19 protein-coding genes are annotated in these 22,837 nt (G+C 60.3%); 5 read left to right on the forward strand and 14 right to left on the reverse strand.

Annotated elements, in window-relative coordinates:
• The 10 genes from JFU47_RS07050 to JFU47_RS07095 all read right to left on the reverse strand — a co-directional run bounded on the left by JFU47_RS07050 (position 1) and on the right by JFU47_RS07095 (position 12,624).
• Positions 1-927, reverse strand: coding sequence for a sugar ABC transporter substrate-binding protein (locus JFU47_RS07050; RefSeq protein ID WP_201182058.1), 927 nt, complete (start codon positions 925-927; stop codon positions 1-3).
• A 156-nt stretch (positions 928-1,083) separates the two neighbouring features.
• Complete coding sequence (locus JFU47_RS07055) at positions 1,084-2,136, reverse strand: Gfo/Idh/MocA family protein (RefSeq protein ID WP_201182059.1); 1,053 nt, start codon at positions 2,134-2,136, stop codon at positions 1,084-1,086.
• A 57-nt stretch (positions 2,137-2,193) separates the two neighbouring features.
• Positions 2,194-3,054, reverse strand: a complete 861-nt coding sequence (locus JFU47_RS07060; protein WP_201182060.1) for a sugar phosphate isomerase/epimerase family protein — start codon at positions 3,052-3,054, stop codon at positions 2,194-2,196.
• A 236-nt stretch (positions 3,055-3,290) separates the two neighbouring features.
• Positions 3,291-4,301 carry a Gfo/Idh/MocA family protein gene (locus JFU47_RS07065; RefSeq protein ID WP_201182062.1) on the reverse strand — a complete coding sequence of 337 codons (1,011 nt, stop codon included), beginning with the start codon at positions 4,299-4,301 and terminating at the stop codon, positions 3,291-3,293.
• 39 nt (positions 4,302-4,340) lie between these two features.
• Positions 4,341-6,272, reverse strand: coding sequence for a 3D-(3,5/4)-trihydroxycyclohexane-1,2-dione acylhydrolase (decyclizing) (iolD, locus tag JFU47_RS07070; protein WP_201182065.1), 1,932 nt, complete (start codon positions 6,270-6,272; stop codon positions 4,341-4,343).
• 147 nt (positions 6,273-6,419) lie between these two features.
• The gene (locus JFU47_RS07075; protein WP_201182068.1) at positions 6,420-7,241 is read right to left on the reverse strand and encodes a TIM barrel protein; all 822 of its coding nucleotides are present in this window, start codon (positions 7,239-7,241) and stop codon (positions 6,420-6,422) included.
• Between the two features lie 23 nt (positions 7,242-7,264).
• A complete protein-coding gene (locus JFU47_RS07080) occupies positions 7,265-8,767 on the reverse strand; it encodes a CoA-acylating methylmalonate-semialdehyde dehydrogenase (RefSeq protein ID WP_201182070.1) in 1,503 nt (500 codons plus the stop codon).
• A gap of 44 nt (positions 8,768-8,811) precedes the next feature.
• Positions 8,812-9,621, reverse strand: coding sequence for a 5-deoxy-glucuronate isomerase (iolB, locus tag JFU47_RS07085; RefSeq protein WP_076030585.1), 810 nt, complete (start codon positions 9,619-9,621; stop codon positions 8,812-8,814).
• On the reverse strand, positions 9,618-10,511 hold the full coding sequence (gene iolE, locus JFU47_RS07090; protein ID WP_201182072.1) for a myo-inosose-2 dehydratase: 894 nt from the start codon (positions 10,509-10,511) through the stop codon (positions 9,618-9,620). Before iolE ends, iolB begins: the two co-directional genes overlap by 4 nt.
• Before the next feature lie 175 nt (positions 10,512-10,686).
• On the reverse strand, positions 10,687-12,624 hold the full coding sequence (locus JFU47_RS07095; protein ID WP_201182074.1) for a bifunctional 5-dehydro-2-deoxygluconokinase/5-dehydro-2-deoxyphosphogluconate aldolase: 1,938 nt from the start codon (positions 12,622-12,624) through the stop codon (positions 10,687-10,689).
• Positions 12,625-12,935: 311 nt separating this feature from the next.
• Here JFU47_RS07095 and JFU47_RS07100 point away from each other — a divergent pair, with 311 nt between their 5' ends.
• Entirely contained in the window at positions 12,936-13,856 is a 921-nt protein-coding gene (locus JFU47_RS07100; RefSeq protein WP_046049576.1) for a MurR/RpiR family transcriptional regulator, read from the forward strand.
• Between the two features lie 76 nt (positions 13,857-13,932).
• Entirely contained in the window at positions 13,933-14,544 is a 612-nt protein-coding gene (locus JFU47_RS07105; protein ID WP_201182075.1) for a glutathione S-transferase, read from the forward strand.
• Between the two features lie 307 nt (positions 14,545-14,851).
• Here JFU47_RS07105 and JFU47_RS07110 read toward each other — a convergent pair whose 3' ends face one another.
• Positions 14,852-15,790 (reverse strand): hypothetical protein, encoded by a 939-nt coding sequence (locus JFU47_RS07110; protein WP_140894550.1) that lies wholly within the window; start codon positions 15,788-15,790, stop codon positions 14,852-14,854.
• 279 nt (positions 15,791-16,069) lie between these two features.
• Between JFU47_RS07110 and JFU47_RS07115 the strand changes: the two genes are divergently transcribed.
• Together JFU47_RS07115 and JFU47_RS07120 are read left to right on the forward strand one after the other, a co-directional pair.
• Positions 16,070-16,753, forward strand: coding sequence for a response regulator transcription factor (locus tag JFU47_RS07115; RefSeq protein WP_033058247.1), 684 nt, complete (start codon positions 16,070-16,072; stop codon positions 16,751-16,753).
• Positions 16,731-18,125 carry a sensor histidine kinase gene (locus JFU47_RS07120; protein ID WP_140894549.1) on the forward strand — a complete coding sequence of 465 codons (1,395 nt, stop codon included), beginning with the start codon at positions 16,731-16,733 and terminating at the stop codon, positions 18,123-18,125. The genes JFU47_RS07115 and JFU47_RS07120 overlap by 23 nt, the downstream gene beginning before the upstream one ends.
• Before the next feature lie 134 nt (positions 18,126-18,259).
• Here JFU47_RS07120 and JFU47_RS07125 read toward each other — a convergent pair whose 3' ends face one another.
• The 3 genes from JFU47_RS07125 to JFU47_RS07135 all read right to left on the reverse strand — a co-directional run bounded on the left by JFU47_RS07125 (position 18,260) and on the right by JFU47_RS07135 (position 21,323).
• On the reverse strand, positions 18,260-19,012 hold the full coding sequence (locus JFU47_RS07125; RefSeq protein ID WP_201182077.1) for an HvfC family RiPP maturation protein: 753 nt from the start codon (positions 19,010-19,012) through the stop codon (positions 18,260-18,262).
• Positions 19,005-19,844 (reverse strand): HvfB family MNIO-type RiPP peptide maturase, encoded by an 840-nt coding sequence (locus tag JFU47_RS07130; protein WP_201182079.1) that lies wholly within the window; start codon positions 19,842-19,844, stop codon positions 19,005-19,007. The genes JFU47_RS07125 and JFU47_RS07130 overlap by 8 nt, the downstream gene beginning before the upstream one ends.
• 144 nt (positions 19,845-19,988) lie before the next feature.
• Entirely contained in the window at positions 19,989-21,323 is a 1,335-nt protein-coding gene (locus JFU47_RS07135) for an acetamidase/formamidase family protein (protein ID WP_201182081.1), read from the reverse strand.
• A 433-nt stretch (positions 21,324-21,756) separates the two neighbouring features.
• Between JFU47_RS07135 and JFU47_RS07140 the strand changes: the two genes are divergently transcribed.
• Positions 21,757-22,803 carry a class I SAM-dependent methyltransferase gene (locus tag JFU47_RS07140; protein ID WP_201182083.1) on the forward strand — a complete coding sequence of 349 codons (1,047 nt, stop codon included), beginning with the start codon at positions 21,757-21,759 and terminating at the stop codon, positions 22,801-22,803.
• The last annotated feature ends 34 nt before the right edge of the window (positions 22,804-22,837 follow it).

Genomic DNA, 22,837 nt, shown 5'->3' on the forward strand with positions numbered 1-22,837 from the left:
CTATTTGAACGTGTCGACGTTTTGCGGGGTGATCAAGCGGTATGGCACCCACACGGCCTGTTCAACCGGCTCGTTCTTGGCCATTTTCACAGCGGTGTCGATCGAACCGTCGGCCTGACCCTTGGCGTCCTGGAACACCGACACCGTCATGTTGCCTTTCTTGATCGCGTTCAAGCCGTCCGGCGTACCGTCGACACCTGCGATCAGGACGCTGCCTTTCTCGACGCCAGCCTGTTGAAGGGCCATCGCAGCACCGATCGCCATTTCGTCGTTGTTGGCGATAATCGCGTCAAACTTGCGGCCCTGGGTCAGCCAGTCGTTGACCAGGGTCATGCCTTTATCCCGCAGCCAGGTGCCGGTCTGCTCTTGCTCGATCTTGATGTTCGGGTATTTGACCAGTACGTCTTTGACGCCCTTGGTACGGTTGGTGGTGGAGTTGTTCGCGAGGTCGCCCAGCAGAATCACGATGTCGCCCTTGCCGCCCATCTTGTCGGCCAGGTACTGCATCTGCATTTCACCGGCCTCCAGATCGTTGGAGGCGACAGTCACGACGCCTTTGGGCAGTTTCAGGTCATCGGGCCGGCGGTTGACATACACCAGCGGGATGCCGGCCTTGACGGCGGCTTCGGTGATTTTCCGGGTGGCGGCGGTATCCACCGGGTTGACCACAATGGCATCGACCTTCTGGCTGATGAAGTTTTCGACCTGACTCAACTGCTTGACCACGTCGCTGCGGGCGTCTTCGAATTGCAGCTGCACGCCATCGGGATAGGACTTGGCTTTCTTGTCCATGGATTCGCGCAGGTAGGTCAGCCAGGTGTCATCGAATTGGGACATGCTGACGCCGATCTTCATATCGGCGAGCGCCGCGCCACTGGCGAACATCAGGGACAAGGCAAGTGAGGCGAAGCGGGTCTTGGTCTTCATGAAAAGTCTTTCTCCACATTCTTGTTGGTTTTATGGATGAGGCGTGACGATTTCAGTAAGCAGGCAAGCGGGAAAAGGGTTGAAACAGGTTGCGAGGCAGGTCGCTGGAAATGACTCTATTAGAATATAATTTCTATATCAACTCATTTTAGAATTTTATTCTGATTTTATTCCATGGCTCTTGAACGGGCTCAATTCCACCACTTGATGCCGCTCGGCGCTCAGTCGCGCAGCGTCTAGCACGCGGGTAGTCGCCAGTGCATCACGGGCGTCCACAGGCAGCGGGCCACCGCTCTGCAACGCGGCTTGCAGCTGTAAATAGAACTGATTCCAGCAACCGCGCTCGGAGGGAACCCGTTCGCGCACTTCGCCCTGTTCGAACCAGCCCCAGCGGCGATGCTCTTCAACACCCCAGCGCTCACCTTCGGATTTTGGCGAGAGCCCGGCGAGTGCCGATTCTTCTTGCCCGTCCAGGCCATCGACGCTGTAACAACCTTGGGTGCCGGTCACCCGAAAGCGTGGGCCGGGTGTGTTTTGCAGACAACTGCCACCCAGGTGGGAGGTGACGCCGCTGGCGTGGATCAGGGACATAAAGAAGCCGTTATCGAAGACCTGGCCTTTTTCCAGGTAATCCAGTTCGGCGTAGACCCGTGTCACCGGGCCGAACAACAGCAACGCCTGATCCACCAGATGGCTACCGAGATCGCGCAGGAAGCCACCGCCACTGCCGTTGTTCACCGCCTGCGGTGAGTAACGCTCGATCCGCGATTCGAAACGGGTGATCTGGCCCAGCGCACCGGATTCGATGAGTTTGCGCACGGTCAGGAAGTCCGAATCCCAGCGACGGTTCTGGTAGACGCTGAGCCGCACGCCCTGGCGCTCAGCCATGGTGATCAGGGTTTGAGCTTGCTGCGCATCAGCGGCGAACGGTTTGTCGCTGACCACCGCCACACCGTGTTCGATGCCATCGAGCACCAGTGCCGGACGGCCCTTGAGCGGCGTGGACACCACCAGCACATCGATCCCGGCCTCCACCAGTTGGCCGATGCTGTCGAACGCCGGCACCCCTGGGTGCTCGGCCGCCAGCAATTGTCGGCGCTCCGGTGAACGGGTGACCACACCCACGAACGTCGCCGCCGGCAAACTGCTGATCAGCGGAGCATGGAAAAACCGGCCGCCATGGCCGTAACCGACAAGTCCGATACGCATGAATCAACTCCTTCTTGATCGTTCCCACGCTCTGCGTGGGAACGATCGGTTTCGAGGTTATTGGCAAAGCTCGCGGGTCACGCGTTCAAGCATCATCCGGTTGGATTCATCCGGCCGGTCTTCCCATGCAAACACCGAGACCGTGGCGATACCGTCGAACTGGATCTCGCGCAAGGTACCGAAAAACGCGTCCCAATCGACTTCACCCTGACCGATGTCCAGATGCTGGTGCACGGTGGCAACGACACCCGGTGGATTGACGATGTAGCGCAACCCGGAAGAAGCCTTGTGGTTGTAGGTGTCGGCGATGATCAGGTGGCTCAGCTTCGCCCCGGCATACTTGAGCATCGAGGCAATATCGCCTTTGCCGTCGTCATAGAAGAAGGTGTGCGGCGCGGCGTAGAGGTAGTTGATCCACTCGCGATCCAGACCGCGAATGATGTCCACCGATTCGTTGTTACGCTCGCAGAAGTCGTACGGGTGGGCCTGGATATCAAGTTTGATACCTTCGCGCTCGAACTCCGGGATCAGCTCGTCCATGGAGCGCATGAACTGGTTCTCGCACACCAGCGGGTTGTCTGACTGGCCGGTGAACTCGGTGTTGACCAGCTCGCAGTCCATCTCCACGGCAATCTGGATCGCGCGTTTCCAGTTGCGTACGGCGGCAACTCGCAAACCTTCGTCGGCAGCGGCCCAGTGGTACATCGGTAATAAGGAAGAGAGCTTGACCCCGGTGTCGCTCAGGGCTTTGCGAAATTCCTTGATTCGCGCCTTGTCGACCCGCGGAGCTTTGTAGAACGGCAGGAAATCTTCCCGGGGCGAGAGTTCGATGTGTTCGTAACCGAGCTCGGCGACCTTATCGACCATCTTGCCCAGGGACAGGGTGCGGTACATGTAGGGGTCTAGTGCGATGCGCATGTTCTTTCTCCTTGATGATTCTCTCTGGCCGGAAGGGCCACCCCTCACCCCAACCCTCTCCCCAGGGGGAGAGGGAGCCGACCGAGGTGTTTATAGAGGTACTTCGACCTGAGAGTCCGAGTCGAATGCAAACTTCAAGAACTATGGAGATCAGCCCCCTCTCCCCTCTGGGGCGGTCCGACGTTTCGGGAGGGTTGGGGTGAGGGGGCGATCTCAAACTTGAAATACTTTCGGACTCAACCATAGAACCGAGGGCGCTCTGGCAGGCCGACTTTAACGATCTGGCCGCTGTTCTGTGCTTCGATGCACGCGTCTGCTGCGACGGCAGCGGCGAAGCCATCCCACGCCGACGGCCCACCGACCTGCCCGGCCCGCACGCCATCGATGAACGCCTGCAACTCGACGTCGTATGCCGCGATGAAGCGATCCTTCCAGTCCATCAAAATCGCGTTGGACAACTTCGCCCCGCTGCGCAACTGAACCTGCGACGGCTCCGGCAATTTGGCGATGCCGGTCTCCCCCACCACTTCGCACTGGATGTCGTAGCCGTATTGGCAATTAACGAATACTTCCACATCGATGCGCGTGCCCTTCGCGGTTTCCAGCAGCACGATTTGCGGGTCTTTCAAATGCGCGAGGGCCTTGCTGCTCTTGCGCGGGAACACCACTTGCACCGACACGTAATCGTCGTCGAGCAACCAGCGCAACACATCCAGCTCATGGATCAGCGTGTCGGTGATCGCCATGTCGGTCTTGTAGTTTTCCCCCACGGTCGGGTTGCGGTGCGCGCAGTGCAACATCAACGGTTCGCCGATTTGACCGCTGTCGATCACTGCTTTCAGTGCGCGATAACCTTCATCATACGGGCGCATGAAACCGACCTGGACCAAGCGTTTGCCGTGAGCCACTTCGGCCTCGACGATTTTGCGGCAGCCTGCAGCGGTGACCGCCAGCGGCTTCTCGCAGAACACCGGTTTACCCGCCGCAATCGCCGCCAGCACGAACTCTTCGTGGCTCGGCCCCCAGGAGGTGACGAGGATCGCTTCGACTTCTGGCGCCTTGATCAGCACGTGGCCGTCGGGATAAACCTCGGCGGTCAGTTTCAGGTCGGAAACCACGTTCGCTGCTTGTTGCAAATTGATGTCGGTGACCGCGACCACCTGGCTGTTGAGCAGGGTCTGGCTGCAACGACGGATGTGATCCTGGCCGATGGCCCCGGTACCGATGACTCCAAGCTTCAAAGACATTTAATGACTCCTAGATTTGTTGTTGTTCGTTCAGGGCAATCAGTACTGACGGGCCTTGGCCAGTCGTTCATTCAGGGTCTTGGCCAGCGCATCGGTGCGGGCGCTGGTGGAGACTTGCGCCACGCCGACCCGCCACCACGACAGGTATTTGTGAATCATGGTTTTGGGCAGAACCTTGATGTCGATCAGCGTCGACACGGTCTGCAATCGCGCATCGGCCAATGCCGCATTCAGTTCTTCGACTGTGTTCACTTTGTAGGTTTTGCAGCCATAGGCCGCCGCGCTCATGGCGAAATCCACCGGCACGAACCCGCCGTCGAGCTTGCCGGTTTCCGGGTTGCGGAACCGGAACTCGGTGCCGAAGCTGTCCATGCCGTGTTCCATCTGCAGGTTGTTGATGCAACCGAAGGTCATGTTGTCCAGCAGCACCACGTTGATCTTGCGTCGCTCCTGAATCGAGGTCGCCAGCTCGGAATGCAGCATCATGTAAGAGCCATCGCCAACCAGCGCATAGACCTCGCGATCCGGCTCGGCGAGTTTCACGCCCAGTGCGGCGTTGACCTCGTAACCCATGCAGGAATAGCCGTACTCGACGTGATAGGTATTCACCCCCTTGCTGCGCCAGCTGCGCTGCAAGTCACCGGGCAAGCTGCCGGCCGCGGCGACGATCACGGCGTCATCGGCGAGGGTTTCATTGAGCACGCCGAGGACGCGGCTCTGGGTCAGGCAGGAACCGGTCAGCTCGATGAATTCGCGCAGCACCGCCGGGTCCATGTGGTCGTTGATTTCCGGGACGAAATCTTTCGCCTGGTATTCGACCTGATAGATGCGATCGACTTCCTCATCCAGTTGCACCTTGGCCTGACGCGGTTGATCACCCCACGCAGAACGGTAATCACCCAAGGCTTCAGCCAACGCTTGCAAGCCGACTTTGGCATCCGCCAACAGTTGCACGCCGTCGAGCTTCAAGGCATCGCAGGGACTGATGTTGAGGTTGAGAAATTGCACATCCGGGTGCTGAAACAGGGATTTCGACGCCGTGGTGAAATCGCTGTAGCGGGTGCCGACACCGATGATCAGATCCGCGTCCCTGGCCAACAGATTCGCCGCCAGACAGCCGGTTTCACCGATCCCGCCGACGTTCAGCGGGTGGCTGGACACCACCGCACTTTTGCCGGCCTGGGTTTCGGCGAAAGGAATGTCAAAGCGCTCGGCAAACGCCTGCAACGCCGCATTGGCGCCGGAGTAACGAACCCCGCCGCCGCAAATGATCAGTGGCTTGCGCTTGCCTTTGAACAACGCCAGCGCATCACCGAGCATCGCTTCAGTCGCCGGACGACGCTCGATGCGGTGCACGCGTTTTTGCAGGAAGTAATCGGGATAGTCGTAGGCCTCGGCCTGCACATCTTGTGGCAAGGCCAGGGTCACCGCGCCGGTTTCGGCGGGGTCGGTCAGCACACGCATGGCGTGGATCGCCGCCGTCATGAGTTGCTCGGGACGGTTGATGCGGTCCCAGTATTTGCTCACGGCCTTGAACGCATCGTTGGTGCTGATGCTCAGGTCGTGGAACTGTTCGATCTGTTGCAGCACTGGGTCCGGTTGGCGGCAGGCGTAGACATCGCCGGGCAGCAAAAGCAATGGAATGCGGTTGGCAGTGGCCGTGGCGGCAGCGGTCAGCATGTTGGCTGCGCCGGGGCCTACCGATGAGGAGCAGGCGTAGATCTTGCGCCGCAGGTGTTGCTTGGCGAAACCGATGGCCGCGTGGGCCATGCCTTGCTCGTTACGGCCCTGATGGACGATCAGGTCGCCGCTGTCCTGCTCCAGGGCCTGGCCCAGACCGAGCACGTTGCCGTGGCCGAAAATGGTAAAAATCCCGGCGACGAATTTGCTTTGAACCCCATCGACCTCGATGTACTGGTTATCGAGGAATTTCACCAGGGCCTGGGCCATGGTCAGTCTTGTTGTGGTCATAACCGATCCTTCAATAAACGAAGAAACCTTGTGGGAGCGAGCCTGCTCGCGATTGCAGTGCGTCAGGCGATATCAATGTTGAATGTGCCGCCATCATCGCGAGCAGGCTCGCTCCCACAGTTGATCTCCATCAGCCCGAAAACGTTGTCAGGCCAGGGATTTTTGCAGGTGATCCATGCTCGCGCCGATCGCCTGTTCGATATCCGCCAGGCCATGGACGCTGTCGGCAAACGGTTCGAATGACAGGTAGCCGCTGTAACCGCTGCTGAGCAAGGTGTCGATTTGCGCCGCGTTGCCGAGGATGTCGTCCTCGCCCACCAGCACCCGATGACCGTCGCGGATGCTGTTCAGCGGTGCTTCGGCATCCTCGACGCCAGAGATATGCACCAACCCGGTCAGCTCAGGGAAGAACTCATGCTCGCTGGCCAGGTGATGGTGAAAGGTGTCGTGAACCAGACGGAACACATCCAGCCCGCCGATGGCCTTGATCGCGTCCACTGCCGTGCGCTTGCGGCGCAGCGAGCACTCTTCGAAACCCAGCGGTTCGATGAAACCGAGAATGCCGTGATCCCGCAGGATCGGTGCCAGCTCAGTCAACGCCGTGCGCAGACCCGAAGCCCGTTCGGCTTCATTGCGCGAATCGGCGCGATCATTCAACGGGCACATCACCAAACCCTGCGCGCCGCAATCACGGGCATATGCGGCAAGTTTCAGCGCCTGCACACGGCGTTCGTCATTCCACACATCAAACGGGTACAGCGCGTTGATCGACAGCACGGTGATGCCTTTGGCCGCGCACAACTCACGCACGCGCTCAGGTGCAGTGCCGTCTTCGATCTCGACGCCTTTAAGGTCGTTGCGGATCTCGATGGCATCGGCCTTGAGGGTCACCGCCAACTCGATGAACGCCGGCAGGGACAAACGTGGGGCGACCATACGGTTCAGGGCGAAACGCAGGGGCTTGCTCATTATTGTTGTTCTCCGCAGGTAAATTATTTGGCGGTTGGCATGCTGAATTCAGGACCCTTGGCGATGCTGTCGGGCCAACGCTGCATCACGCTTTTGTAGCGACTGTAGAAACGAATGCCTTCTTCGCCATAAGCGTGGTGGTCGCCGAACAGCGAACGTTTCCAGCCGCCGAACGAGTGCCAGGCCATCGGCACCGGAATCGGCACGTTGATGCCAACCATGCCGACCTTGATGGTGCGGGCAAACGAGCGAGCAATGCCGCCGTCACTGGTGAAACACGACACGCCATTGCCGAATTCATGGGCGTTGATCAGCGCCACGGCGCTGGCGAAATCCGGGACGCGAACGATGCCCAGCACCGGGCCGAAGATTTCTTGCTGGTAGATGCTCATTTCGGTCGTGACGTTGTCGAACAGCGTCGCGCCAACGAAGAAGCCATTCTCGGCCCCCGGCACATTGAAGTTGCGGCCATCGACGATCAACTGCGCGCCCTGGGCCACGCCTTCGTCGATGAAACCTTCGACTTTGGCCTTGTGCTCGGCTGTCACCAGCGGCCCCATGTCGCTGTCGCCCTGCATGCCGTTGCCGACTTTCAGTTGGTCGATGCGCGGCAGCAACTTGGCAATCAACTGGTCGCCGACATCACCCACCGCCACCGCAATCGAGATCGCCATGCAACGTTCGCCAGCCGAGCCGTAAGCGGCGCCGATCAAGGCGTCAGCGGCTTGATCCAGGTCCGCGTCGGGCATGACGATCATGTGGTTCTTCGCCCCGCCCAGCGCTTGCACGCGCTTGCCGCGAGCGGTGCCTTGCTGGTGGATGTATTCGGCAATCGGCGTCGAGCCGACAAAGGAAATCGCCTCGATGTCCGGGTGTTGCAGCAAGGCGTCCACCGCCACTTTGTCGCCCTGGACCACGTTGAACACACCGTCCGGCAACCCGGCTTCGGTCAGTAAACGGGCCATGAGCAAACTGGCCGACGGGTCGCGTTCGGATGGCTTGAGGATGAAGCAGTTACCGGTGATCAGCGCCAGCGGGATCATCCACAGCGGCACCATCACCGGGAAGTTGAACGGCGTGACGCCAGCACACACGCCCAGCGGCTGACGCAGGTTCCAGTTATCGATGCCGCCGCCGATGTTGTCGCTGAACTCGGTTTTCAGCAGGTTCGGCGCACCGCAGGCGTACTCGACGATTTCGATGCCCCGGGTGACTTCGCCCTTGGCGTCCGAAAACACCTTGCCGTGTTCGCGGCTGATGATTTCTGCCAGTTCATCGTGATGTTGGTCGAGTAATTCCTTGAACTTGAACATCACCCGCGAACGGCGCAAGGACGATTGTTCGGACCAGGCCGGAAAGGCTTTCAGGGCCGAGGCGACGGCTTCGTCGACGGTCTTCTGGCTGGCCAGCCCGACGCGCGCCTGGACGCTGCCGGTGGCCGGGTTGAACACGTTGCTGAAGCGTTCGCTGCTGCTGTCTTGCACTTGACCGTGGATGTAATGGCCGATGATCGGGGCGTCGCTCATTGATCGTGTTCTCCGTGCAGAGGTTGGAATTCAGGCTTTTTAGTTCAGAGATCAAGCAGCCAACTGTGCTGCGGATCGTTATGGAACTGCCAGACGCGTTTCGGCCCGGCCATGACGTTCAGGTAATACGACTCGTAGCCATACGGCACACTGACCGGGTGGTAACCCTTGGGCACTACGACCAGGTCGCTGTTTTCCACGGCCATGGCCTGATCGATGCTGCGATCGTCGGTGTACACCCGCTGGAACACGAAACCCTGGGGCGGGTTGATCTGGTGGTAATAGGTTTCTTCGAGAAAACTCTGGTGCGGTAGGTCGTCGGTGTCGTGCTTGTGCGGCGGGTAGCTCGACGAGTGACCCGACGGCGTGCGCACTTCCACCACCAGCAGCGAATGGGCCGGTTCGGTGTCCGGCAAAATGTCGCAAACGTAACGGGTGTTGGCGCCTTTGCCGCGCACGCTGCGCTTCATGGTGTCGGGTTTGATCAGCCGTGGGCCGAGGCCGTTGCTCGTTGAACCGGGGGCCGCGCACACGGCGATTTGCACATCGCTGAGCGCGACCACTTGCGCCTGACTGCCGGGTGGCAAGTACGCGGCGAAGGGTGATTTGTCTTCGAACACCGACTGACGATCGCCGATGTTGTCCCAGTCGAACGCGCCCTGCCCCGGCGCTTCACCCTTGATGCTGACCCGACCGCTGAGCAGCACCAGGCACAGTTCTTTATCACCGGCCGACACCGGCAGGGTTTCGCCCAGACTCAGGCGGTAAGCGGCGAAGCCGACGTATTCCAGCTCACCTTTGCCCAGCTCGACCATGGTCCGGCCACGGGCGTTGCTTTTGACCAGCAGGCTCATAATGCAATCCTCTCGTCGAGCAGCGCACGCAAGGTGTCGTAGCCTTTTTTGGCGTAGACATAACTTGGCGCCACCGCCGGGTCCTGTTCGGCTTCGACCACCAGCCAGCCGTGGTAATCAGCCGCCAGCAGCACGTCGAGCAAGGCGCCGAAGTCGATGTCGCCATCGCCGGGCACGGTGAAGGTGCCGTTAATGATGCAATCCGGGAAACTCCACAGATTGTTGCGCGCCAGTTGCACCACCGGTTTGCGCACGTCCTTGAAATGCACGTGGCAGATGCGTTCGATGTGTTTGCGCAGCACCTGCAACGGCTCGCCGCCACCCATGTAGCAATGGCCCGAATCGAACAGCAGGCCGACTTCACTCCCGGTCAGCGCCATCAACTTGTCGATGTCCGCCGGGGATTCGACGTAGGCGCCCATGTGGTGGTGATACGCGAGGCGCACGCCTTGGGACAAGGTGAAGCGCGCCAGTTCGGTGAGCTTGTCGGCGTATTCCTGCCAGGCGTGTTCGGTGTGGAAACGTGGGCGTTCAACCAGCGGAATGCGCTGGCCTTGAATGGAGTCGGCGACTTCACCGTACACCAGCACCTTGGCGCCGTTTTTGGCCAACAGCTCGACATGGCTGCCGATGGCGTCGATTTCTTCGGCCACCGAGCGGCGGGCCAGACGACTGGAATACCAGCCGGACACCAGCGCCAGGTCATAGGGACGCAGTACATCGCCGACACCTTTGGCGTCTTTGGGGAATTTACCGTTGAGTTCGAAACCTTCGTAGCCGATCTCCTTGCCTTCGCTCAGGGCGGTGCTCAGCGGCGTCTCGCCACCGAGGGACGGCAGGTCGTCGTTGCTCCAGGAGATCGGGTTGATGCCAATTCGAATAGCGGGCATGGCTGCACCTTTTATTGTTTTTACATAAATCAGTAAGAACGACGCTGAACCCCTGTGGGAGCGAGCCTGCTCGCGATAGCGGTGTGTCAGACGACTTTAATATTGACTGTCAGTCCGCTATCGTCGGAGCGCCGCCCGGAGCCGGCTCGCTCCCACAGGGTCCAGCGGTGTTGCGTCATGCGCGGGCCGCGCGCCAGGCATCGATCAGTTCAACGAACGTGCCCTGCACCTGACGGATCAGCGTTTCATCGTCGATTTCACCGGCCATCCACGCGCGGCTTGGCTCCTGGAAAATCGTCCGGCCCACGGCGAAACCACGGCAAGTCTGGCTCTGGCTGGCCTGTTGAAACCCTTCGGCCAGTGCCGCTGCCGGTGCATTCAGCCCCAGCAACACCACGCCTCGGCAGTACGGATCACGCTCCTGAATCAGTTCGTCGAGTTGTTTCCACTCCTCGGCGCTCTGCGCTTCGATCTTCCACCACGCCGGGTAAATGCCCAGGTTGTAGAGGCGTTTCAGCGCGCGATACAACACGTCCGGATGGGTCGACGGATGATCCTTGGGCGGGATGATTTCCAGCAGCAGCTCATGACCGCTGACCTGGGATGCCTGGTACAAACCCTTGATCTGCGCTTCCTGTTCCAGTCGCAGCAGTGGCTCGTCGTCGGGGTGGAATTGCACCAGGCACTTGATGATTTGTTCCTGCGGCCAGGCGATCAGGTTGCTGCCGATGGAGCGACCATGTTCGAAGGCCAATGGCCGCGAACCCTGCACTTCCACCGGACGCGCCACCCACCAGCCGCGACCGGTGGCGGCGTTCAGCGAGTCCTGGCCGAAGCGTTGATCGGCCAGCAGCCCGACATCGGCCTCGATGCCCTGCTCGCGCAAATCGGCTTCGACCCGCTCCACAGCCTTGATAAACAGTTGCTTGAGTTCGCCGATGGCGTTCAGGTCGCGACCGCCCTTGTGCGCCAGTTCCACCAGTTGCCCGCGATGGTCGAAGGCAAAAATGAACAGCTGCTTCCACTGTTTGCGCGGCACGCTGACCTGATGCAGACGCTGCAACACCGCGTCCTGATCCGGCCGGGTAATCGGCACCGGGCTATTAAACAGATAGTCGAGTTCGGCACGGGTCGGCATGGCCGGTGCACAGGCATGGCGCGACACCACCAGACCGCCACAGGCATTGGCCAACTGGCAGCAGCGCTCGTCGCTCGCGTCCTCCAGCCAACCGGCGAGGAAGCCCGACATGAAGGCATCGCCGGCGCCCAGTACATTCAGCACTTCCACCCGAACGCCGGGATAAATGGCGCCGTCTTCAAGACGTGCCGGGATCACCCCGTGAATCACCGTGCAGCCCTGCGGGCCGAGCTTGACCACCAGGGTCGCCGCGCTCAGGCGCCGCACATTACGCAGCGCGGTGAGCAAATCCTCGGAGCCGCCGGCAATCAGGAATTCTTCTTCCGTGCCGACAATCAGGTCGAAACGCGGGAGGATCTTCTGCACATGCTGGCTGACGTTCTGGTCGGCGACGAAACGGGTTTCACCGTCGGCCTTGCCGGCCAGGCCCCAGAGTACCGGGCGATAGTCGATGTCCAGCACCCGTTTGACGTTGTGCTTCTCGGCGTAATCCAGCGCCTGGATACTCGCCTTGTAGACGCCGTCGGCGGAGAAATGGGTGCCGGTGATCAGCAAGGCTTTGCTGGAAGCGATGAAGGCTTCGCTGATGTCTTCGGCCCGCAGTGCCATGTCGGCGCAGTTTTCGCGGTAGAAGACCAAAGGAAAGGTTTCGCGATCCTTGAGGCCCAGCAGGACCATGGCGGTCAGACGTTCCGAATCGACCTTGATGCCGCTGACGTCGCACCCTTCGCGGGTCAGGGATTCCACCAGGAAGCGGCCCATGTGGTCGTCCCCTACCCGGCTCAGCATCGCCGATTTCAGGCCCAGCCGAGCCGTGCCGAAAGCGATGTTGGCGGACGACCCGCCGAGGTATTTGGCGAAGCTTGAAACATCTTCCAACCGCGCTCCGACTTGCTGCGCATAGAGGTCGACGCCAAGGCGCCCCAGGCAAATCAGATCCAATTGACGCCCACTGGCAAAACGAGTCTGGCCCATGCTGGCTCCTGTTATTTTTATCAGCCTGCGTTCGGGGCGATGGCCGCGCCGAACACTCTTGGTGGATGCAGACTAAAACGTCCGGGACCGAACAATCAATAATTATTCCAAATATTTTTTACATGGAATATTTTTTCCAATAAACTTTGGCACAGGCGTTTCAGAGGCAGTGCATCGTTTCAGCACCCCTCGTACTGACCGCAAGCTCAAGATTTTATTCCGGCCTACCCTGTAGACTGCGCACAGCCAACCTATTGTCAGGGGATGACGCTCTCTGTCGTCTCTATAAGAACAAGCCAGAAGGATTCCTTATGACCCGCACCGATCAGCCGGCGACGACCGAGAGCACGCCCGACAGCGATCTCGCCAGCCCCCCGATCAATGCCGAGCGTCTGCTGCAGCTGATCACCAACGAATACGAAAGCCTGCCGCGCCAGCTCAAACGCATCGCCAGTTACATGAGCCAGCAGAGCGACCGGATCATGGTCGACCGCATCAGCGACATCGCCCGCGAGTGCGAAGTGCACCCGTCGGCGATCGTGCGGTTTTCCCAGCGCTTCGGCTTCAGCGGCTTCAGCGAAATGCAGGCGCTGTTCCGCGAGGCTTATACCCACAAGACCACGCCGGTTCAGAACTACCAGCAGCGCATTCGCAGCATGATTGCCAACAAGTCGCAGAAGGCCAGCGGCGGCGATCTGGCCCGCGAGTGCATCGACGCAACCCTGTCAGGCATCGAGCGGCTGGGGCTGGAACTCGATGATCAAGCCTTCGACAAGGCCGTCGACCTGGTGGTGAATGCCGACAATATCTACGTGGTCGGGGTGCGCCGTTCGTTCGCGGTGGCTGATTACCTGGTCTACAACCTGCAACACACCAACAAGCGCATCCATCTGGTCTCGGGGCTAGGTGGCAGCTACCGCGAGCAGATGCGCAGCGTGCGCGCCAATGATCTGGTGATCGCCATCAGCTTCACGCCCTACGGCAAGGAAACCCAGCACTGCCTGCGCATTGCCCAGCACCATCAAGCGAAAACCCTGATCATCACTGACAGCAACCTCTCGCCCCTGGCCAAGCGCGCCAACACTGTGCTGCTGGTCAACGAAGGCAGCTCGTTTGCCTTCCGTTCGCTGAGTGCCACACTGTGCTTGTGCCAGGCGCTGTTTATTGCCGTGGCCTATCGGCTGGAATTGAAGGTCGATGAGATTCACGAACAGGTCGGCTTCGAGGATTAGCCCGGCGCCAGTTGCAGGTCGCTGAACCTCAGCCAAGGTAGTCCGTCCTGAAACGGATATCTGAAGGAGCGGTTCAATGAAGCTGATCGGCATGCTGGATTCGCCCTATGTGCGGCGCGTCGCCATCTCCGCCAAACGCCTTGGCATCCCACTGGAACACCAGTCGGTTTCGGTGTTTCGGCATTTCGAGCAATTCCAGCAGATCAACCCGGTGGTCAAGGCGCCCACCCTGGTGCTCGACGACGGCGAGGTGTTGATCGACTCGACGCTGATCATCGACTACCTGGAAGCCTTGGCCGGTCCTGGCAAAAGCCTGATGCCCAGCGATCTCGCTCAACGCTTGCGCTCGCTGCGCCTGATCGGTCTGGCGTTGGCGGCGTGCGAAAAGTCGGTGCAGCTTTACTACGAACGCAACCTGCGGCCCGCGCATATTCAGTTTGAGCCGTGGGTGGAGCGGGTCGAAGGACAATTGGCGGCCGCCTATTCGGCGCTGGAGCGGGAGCTGGAAATGCAGCCTCTGAAGACTGACGGGACGATTGCTCAAGACGGGATTACGTTGGCGGTGGCGTGGAGCTTCACCCATCTGGTGGTTCCGGATCAGGTGGATGTGAATCGGTTTCCACAGATCAGTGCGTTTACGGCGTATGCCGAAGGGCTTGAGGATTTTGTCAGTACGCCGATCGAGTAGATGGATTTGTTGTGGCTGATCTGCCCCTTCGCGAGCAGGCTCGCTCCCACATTTGATCTGTGTCGCTCACTTTGGGTTCGCTGAAGATCTACTGTGGGAGCGAGCCTGCTCGCGAATTGCGGACTGACAGTCAACATCAATGTAAATCTCGGCGCTCACATAAAAACGCCGCTTCCACCAGAGGCAGAAGCGGCAGAGGCATGTGCCCCAGCGTAAGTCAGTGCATGAACAGGGCGATCAGGATGATGATCGGGATCGGTACGCCGAGAAAGAACAGCAGTAATGAGCGCATGGTAGTTCTCCTGGGTTAGCGAACAGGCAGTGAAGTGGGGGTCACGTAAGCGTCGGATTCCAGATACACCACGGCATCCCGACGACGGCCGCCAAAGGTTGCAGCGAGGCTGGCGAAAAACGCACCGATCAGCAGCGCAATGAACATCCACAGCGAAGTCCAGGCAGCGACTTTGGCGGCGGTGTCGGCGGCTTGTTGGGCGGCGAGTTTGGCGTCGGCCACGGCTTTTTGCGTGCGGGCATAGACTTCATCAACACGACGTTCCGCGTCCGCTTGAGTGAGGTTGGTCCGTTGGGCAACCAGTTGCGCCAGGTAGGTGCGGTCTTCGGCAGCCAGTTGACCGCCGTTGCTCAGGCTGCGCACAAAGATGCGCGTCACGGTGCCACGAACGGCATCATCACTGACCGCCGCCGGACGATCATCGCGGAACAGACTGTCGACGAAGTAACCGTACTTATCACTGTCAGTGTTGCCGACAGCCGTGCCCGCTGCTTGAGTCGCGGCACTCGCAGCGCCACCAACCATGCTCGCCCCGGCCTGCACGCCACCGCTGACAATACTGCTGACCGAGCCGACCACCAGCGTCGCCGTCACCAGCGTGGCCACGCACCAGGCCAGAAAGCCATGGGCAGTGTCACGGAAGTAAACCTCATCACCGTGCATGTACGCCCACTTCACCCGCAGCCGACCGGCGATGTAACCGCCAAGCCCGGAAGCCACGATTTGCGTAGCCGCCAGCCAGACAATCGTTGAAATGCCCAGGCCCTTGGCGCTCACCCCTTCATTGGCCCACGGCGACACCGCCGAAAAACCCAGGCCAAAGCCGAGCAGCACGAGAATCAACGACAACGCCGCCGCCGCAGCGGCCCCCGCGAAGATCGCGCCCCAGGACACGCCAGAGAGCGTGCTCGTTTCTTCGAGGGCAGGATAGAAACCATCAGAGGATCTATTCATTGTTATATCGCTCCTGGCAGGAAAGATGGTGTTACAACTCTTCAACAAAGTAAGTGCAGTCACCGTGCCAGTCGCCCACTTTGAATAAATTTCGGGATTTCAGTGATTTAGAAAGTTTGAACTTCCTATGGCCTTGCAAATTGCAAGGAACCTGCCTGTAGCGGCGGGTTTTATGCATTGATCAAATAGGCACCTGCATGAAGTTTTATTTAGAAAGCCTGCGGTCATTTCTTGGCAAAATGCCGCTCAACGTTGAGTACTCCTAATCAGGCCCGCCCTATGACCCGCATCTTGACCATCGAAGACGACGCCGTGACCGCCCGGGAAATCGTCGCCGAATTGAGCAGCCACGGCCTCGACGTGGATTGGGTCGACAACGGCCGCGAAGGTCTGGCACGCGCAGTCAGCGGCAACTACGACTTGATTACCCTCGACCGCATGCTGCCCGAGCTCGATGGTCTGGCGATTGTCACCACGCTGCGGACCATGGGCGTGGCCACGCCGATTCTGATGATCAGCGCCCTTTCCGACGTCGATGAGCGTGTGCGCGGCTTGCGCGCGGGCGGTGACGATTACCTGACCAAACCGTTCGCCACCGATGAAATGGCCGCCCGGGTCGAAGTCCTGCTGCGCCGGCAGAACACCGTGACCGCCCAGGCCACCACGTTGCGGGTGGCGGATCTGGAGCTGAACCTGATCAGCCATGAAGCCAGCCGCGACGGTCAGCTGCTGACGCTGTTGCCCACCGAGTACAAGTTGCTGGAATTCCTGATGCGCAACACCGGGCAGATTCTGTCGCGGATGATGATTTTCGAAGAAGTCTGGGGTTACCACTTCGACCCCGGCACCAACCTGATCGACGTACACATCGGCCGTCTGCGCAAGAAGATCGACCCGCCAGGCAATGTCCCACTGATTCGGACCGTGCGAGGCTCGGGTTATGTCATTGCCGAACCCCTCTAACGGCTGGCGTTCATCCAGCAGCCGTTTGCTGGCGCTCTACAGTTCGCTGTTCGTGCTCTGGAGCGGGATTCTCATGGGGGTGATGTACTACGAGGTGTCCGATTACCTGGACAACCTGGCCAAACACTCGCTGATGCAGCGCCAGCATTTGTTCTCGCGCTTTCAAGGCGAACAACTGATGGACGCCCTCGCCGTCAGCATGACCTTCGACATTCGCGGCATCGATGCCTATGGCTTGTTCGATGCTCAGCATCGCTACCTCAACGGCGCCCTGCGGCACATTCCCGAAGGCCTGCCGCTGGACGGCAAGATTCACATGCTCGGCGACTGCACAGATTCCGACGACCCAAGCCTGCCCGCCGACAGCTGCGACGCGGTAGCGACCCAGACAAAGGACGGTCGCTGGCTCGTGCTGGTGCGGGATAACGGTTCGTTGTTTGCAGTGACCCGGATCATTCTTCACGCATTGTTCTGGGGTGTGACGCTGACCATCTTGCCCGGTATCGCGGGTTGGCACCTGTTGCGGCGGCGTCCGTTGCGGCGGATTCGTGCGATTCAGGCCAGCGCCGAGGCCATCGTCGCCGGCGACCTGACCCGTCGTCTGCCATTGTCCAATCGCCGCGATGAGCTGGATATGCTCGCGGCCATCGTCAACGCCATGCTCGAACGTATTGAACGCTTGATGAACGAGGTCAAGGGCGTCTGCGACAACATTGCCCACGACCTGCGCACACCGCTGACGCGCCTGCGGGCGCAGCTGTACCGGATTCAGCAACAGGCTGATGAGGGCTCGACGCTGGCGGTGCAACTGGACTCAGTGCTCGGTGAAGCGGACACCTTGATGGCGCGCTTTCGAGGGTTGCTGCGGATTTCCGAGCTGGAAGATCGTCAGCGGCGTTCGGGGTTTGTGCAGCTGGATCCGGTGCCGTTGCTGCAAGAGCTGCACGACTTTTATCTGCCGTTGGCGGAAGAAGGCGAACTGGTTTTCAAGCTGCAACTGCCTGACGTCTTGCCGCCACTGAATGGCGATCGCGCGTTGCTATTCGAAGCGGTGGCGAACCTGCTGAGCAACTCGATCAAGTTCACGCCGCCGGGCGGCGAGGTGATTTTGCGGGGGGTCAATGAGGGTGGGCGCACGCGGATCGAAGTGCTCGATTCGGGTCCTGGCATTCCGATGGCTGAACGAGAGGCGGTGTTCCAGCGTTTCTATCGTGCCGACGGCGGCAACCAGAAAAGCGGGTTCGGGCTGGGGCTGTCGATCGTTGCGGCGATTGTCAGCCTGCATGGGTTTACGCTTGAAGTCGGTACTAGTGAACTCGGCGGTGCGCGGTTGGTGCTCGACTGCCGGCAAAGCTTGATTCCCCAGACCTGACGCTAACTCAAGAACAAAGTAGATCCTTGTGGGAGTGAGCCTGCTCGCGAATGCTCGGTATCATGCGACATCAATGTCGAATGTGCCGGCCTCTTCGCGAGCAGGCTCGCTCCCACAGGGGATTGGTGGTGTTTTCAGTAGCCCACCACCCCTTCTTCATGCATCTGCCGCAACAACACCGCCCCACTGTCCATAAACTCCGGCGCCCCAGCCATCCCCGCCTCCACCGCCAATCCTTTCAGCTGCTCACGCCCGTCCAGTTGAGGAAACTCCTCAATCCGCTGCAACAATCGCCAGGCCAACGGGCTCAGTGCAGAAAACTTCACACTCCAGTCCTCAGCCCGACGCACCAGCAGCAACGTTGGCTGAGCCGGCGCTGTCTCCGGTTGATAATCCGGCCCCAACAACTGCACCGGCCAGGCATACGCCAACGGCCAGGCCAGCGGCGAAACCTGCAACGGTCGGTCCAGCAACAATCCGGCATCGCTCAGTGGCAACGGCTCGGCTTCGGATTGTTGCAACGCCATCTCGATCCACTCGTAATGCGCCAGTTCCACCATGAACGGCGGCCACGCCCCTTCGACTAACGCTTGCGGTTCCGAGGCCAGGAACTCGACAAACTCCTTGGCGATCTCGCCGAATTTCGGCGTGCGCGCGCGGTAGTCCCGCAGGAAAATCCGTACCAGTGAACGCCAGTGTTCATCACCGAGAATCTTGATCAGCACCGGAAAAGTCCCGCTGAGCAACGACGACAGGTTCGCGAAAATCAGGTCACGGTAAACCTGCGCCCGCGTCACCTCCATCCCGGCCGGTGACGCGCAATGATCGGGATCGCGCAGGTAAAGGCCCAGGGTGTTCTGCTGCTGAAACAGGCTCGGCTTATCCACGGTTCACCCCCTCGGTTTGCAGGCGGCGAATGGTCTGTAACTCCGCCACCAGTTCAGAAAATGCCGGGAAGTTGAAATCCCGTTCCAGCAGCGTCGGCTGCGCGCCGAATCGAGCGTAAGCCTCCGCCAGCAACGACCAGACCACCGGTTTCACCGAGGCGCCATGGGTGTCGATTTTCAAGGTGTCGGACTCGTCGAAATGCCCGGCCACGTGCATGGCCACCACCCGGCCCGAATCGATGCCGGCCAGGAAGGTCTGCGGATCGAAACCGTGATTAATCGAGTTGACGTAGACGTTGTTGACGTCCAGCAACAGGTCGCAATCGGCTTCGCGCAGCACCGCATTGGTGAAGGTCAGCTCGTCCATGTCTTGCTGTGGCGCGGCGTAGTAGGAGACGTTTTCCACCGCCAGGCGCCGACCAAGAATGTCCTGGGCCTGGCGAATTCGCGCGGCGACGTGGTGCACCGCTTCTTCGGTAAAGGGCAGCGGCAGCAGGTCGTAAAGGTGACCGTCATCGCTGCAGTAGCTTAAATGCTCGCTGTACAGCGGCACGTTGTAGTGATCGAGGAACACCCGGACTTCCTGCAGAAACCCGACGTCCAACGGCGCCGGGCCGCCCAATGACAGTGACAAGCCATGACAGGACAACGGATAGCGCTCAGCCAGGGCACGCAGCGCATGACCATGAGCACCACCGATACCGATCCAGTTTTCCGGTGCGACTTCCAGAAAATCGAAATCACCCACACGGGCTGTCTGAAGGTCCTTCATTAAACCGCGACGCAAACCGAGCCCGACGGTCGCCTTCGCTGATGTGATGGGGGTCTGCATGATGTCGATCTCAATGATTGTCAGAGCGGAATCACAGTTAACCGAAAGGGTGTATCGGGTCTGTGTTTCGCTGCGGCAGAAAATCGCGGCGGTTGTATCGCCAGCGGGTCTGTACACACTGTGGTACAGACTCGCCGTTGCGCGTTACGCCAGGTCGTACTTCTCGCGCACCAGATGGCCAATGCCGATGCGATCCAGCACGGTCATCGGGCACAGGAACGTCACGCGCACGGTGCCCGGCAAGCGGCTGATGTCGATCGAACCGGTGATGGTCGCGCGGTTGAGCACTTCGTCGTACGGCAGACCGGTGACCGAGGCGGCGCGTTTCAAGCCGTTCTCTACCGCGACGTTGAGGTTCTCGCCGCTGCCGATAAAGGTGATCGGCCCGCTCTGCTCGATGTCGTGCTGACCCCAGCGCTCGCCCAGCTCGCGGACTTTCTGCCGCTGCCGGGCATTCATCGGCCGGGCCATGGGCGGCAAGTCGTCGAGGTTTTGCAGGAGGATCGGCCCTTCCAGCGTCAGGTTTTTCACTACTTCCACCACCACTTCGGTTTCCCCGGAGCAGTCGGTGGCATGCCCGGCGATCTCGCCGTTGCCCTGTTGGGCGTGCATGTCGCCCATGTACACGCCGGCGCCTGGCACCTTGACCGGGCAGATCAACACGCAGCCCTCGCGGATCGAGTTGGTGTCCATGTGACCGTCGGTCTTGGCCGCGTGCAGTTCTTCGCGGGTCATGCCGAAACGGTGCGGCGCGCCGATCAGGTATTGGCCGAAATCGGCGCAGTTATGAGAGTCGGGCAAATCACGGGACGGCGTGGTGCCGATGTTGCCGAGGAACGGCCGCATATGCGCCGCCACACCGGGAATGTCGGCGCGCGCCAGGGACAGGATCGAATGTTGCGCGGCGAATTCCGGCAGTGCCGACATCTCGGATGCGTTACCGGCGAGTTGATTGGCGACGTCCTGATTGACGGTCAGGCTGACCTGATTCTGCGCATCGAACACGATCACGTAACCATGGCTGAAGCGAAACGCGCTGACTTCGGCACCACAGGTGTTACAGCGAATCGAATCCTCACCGATGCCTTCGACATGGCTGGCCGGATGTTCGGTGCCGCACTTGGCGCAGAATTTGGAGACGAACGGATCGCCGTGGTAGCGACCTTCAACGAAGCTCATCACCCCGGACGAAGTGGCCAGCGAAGTGACACGCATGCTTTTGATTTTGATCGCCACCGCGTCGCCGATTTCCGCACCGGCGATGGCCACCGGTTGCGTCACTTCATGGCCACCCTCGAAGGCCGGCGTGATCATCGGCCCCCAACAGCCCGGCGGTGTGCCTGTGATCAGGGTGCCGCCGTCGGCCAGCGGCCCGAGCATCGGCTGGCTTGGGCCGATGATGCCGCTGGTGTATTGGTCGACGCGCAGGCGATTGACGGGTGTCGATTTCAGGTCGGTTTCAGGCAGGAGCGTAGTCATTGTTGTCCCCTTCACGGTGTATAGGGTGCCAAATGGCCTACGCAGTTCATCGCAGGTTTGTATCTCGCCTGTGTTCGGCAGTAGCCCTGAGTTAGCGGGCACTGTATCGAGAAGCCGGTTAGATACAGTGGGATACACACCACAAATCCCTTGTGGGAGCGAGCCTGCTCGCGAAGAGGCTCTGCCAGTCGACACCCATGTTGAATATCAGACCGCTTTCGCGAGCAGGCTCGCTCCCACAGGAGGTACGGTGTGAACCAGGGGATGTGGGAAGGCTTTCGTCGCTCCAGGCAGCAGTGCACAGCCCCCGGACTAAACTTAGTGCACGCAGGACGTGCTTATCGTCCTGTTCATTCCCACGACCACCGTTCAGAGGTGAACACCTCGAAAAACAAGGCCTCTGGACTGTGATCCTGCTGAAGGAGCACACGTGATGGACGAGGCCAGACTCAATGATTTCATGGGCAAACTGGTGAACGACATGGGCGGCGCGGCGATGCTCGCCAACGTCATCCTCGGCGAAGAGCTCGGGCTGTATCGGGCCATGGCCGACAGCCAGCCAATAACCCCTGAAGCCCTCGCCGACAAAACCGGCTGCAACCCCCGCCTGCTGCGCGAATGGCTCAGCGCCCACGCCGCTTCCGGTTACATGGAACACCGCGACGGCCAGTTCCGCCTGCCCGAAGAGCAGGCCCTGGCATTGGCAATCGAAGACTCACCGGTCTATGTGGCGGGTGGCATCGGGGTGGTCGCATCGTTTTTCCATGACAAGGACAAACTGGTCAACGCCATGCGCGGCGACGGTGCCCTCGCCTGGGGCGATCACCATCCGTGCATGTTCAGCGGCACGGAGCGGTTCTTCCGGCCAGGTTATAAAGCGCATCTGGTCGCCGAATGGCTACCGGCGCTCGAAGGCGTGGTCGCCAAACTGGAGACTGGCGCCAAGGTGGCGGATATCGGCTGCGGCCACGGCGCCTCCACCGTGATCATGGCCCAGTCGTTTCCGGATTCGCGGTTCGTCGGTTTCGACTACCACGCGCCCTCCGTCACCGTCGCCACCCAGCGCGCCGAAGAAGGCGGTGTGTCCGGGCGTGCGCGGTTCTTCCAGGGCACGGCAAAAAGCTTCCCCGGCGATGACTATGATCTGGTTTGCTACTTCGACTGCCTGCACGACATGGGCGACCCGGTGGGTGCGGCGCGGCACGCTTATGACGCACTGAAACCAGACGGCACGGTGCTGCTGGTGGAACCGTTCGCCAACGACTCGCTCGACGACAACGTCACCCCGGTTGGCCGCTTGTTCTACGCCGCCTCGACCTTCATCTGCACCCCGAACTCGCTGTCCCAGGAAGTCGGCCTCGGGCTCGGCGCCCAGGCTGGCGAGGCGCGGCTGCGCAAGGTCTTCACTGAGGCCGGGTTCAAGACGTTCCGGCGGGCCACGGAAACGCCGTTCAACCTGATTCTGGAGGCGCGTAAGTAAACACTGCTGACGGCTGACGGCTGACGGTCTACTG

Source organism: Pseudomonas sp. TH39(2020), from assembly GCF_016650715.1.
GTDB lineage: Bacteria > Pseudomonadota > Gammaproteobacteria > Pseudomonadales > Pseudomonadaceae > Aquipseudomonas > Aquipseudomonas mandelii_C.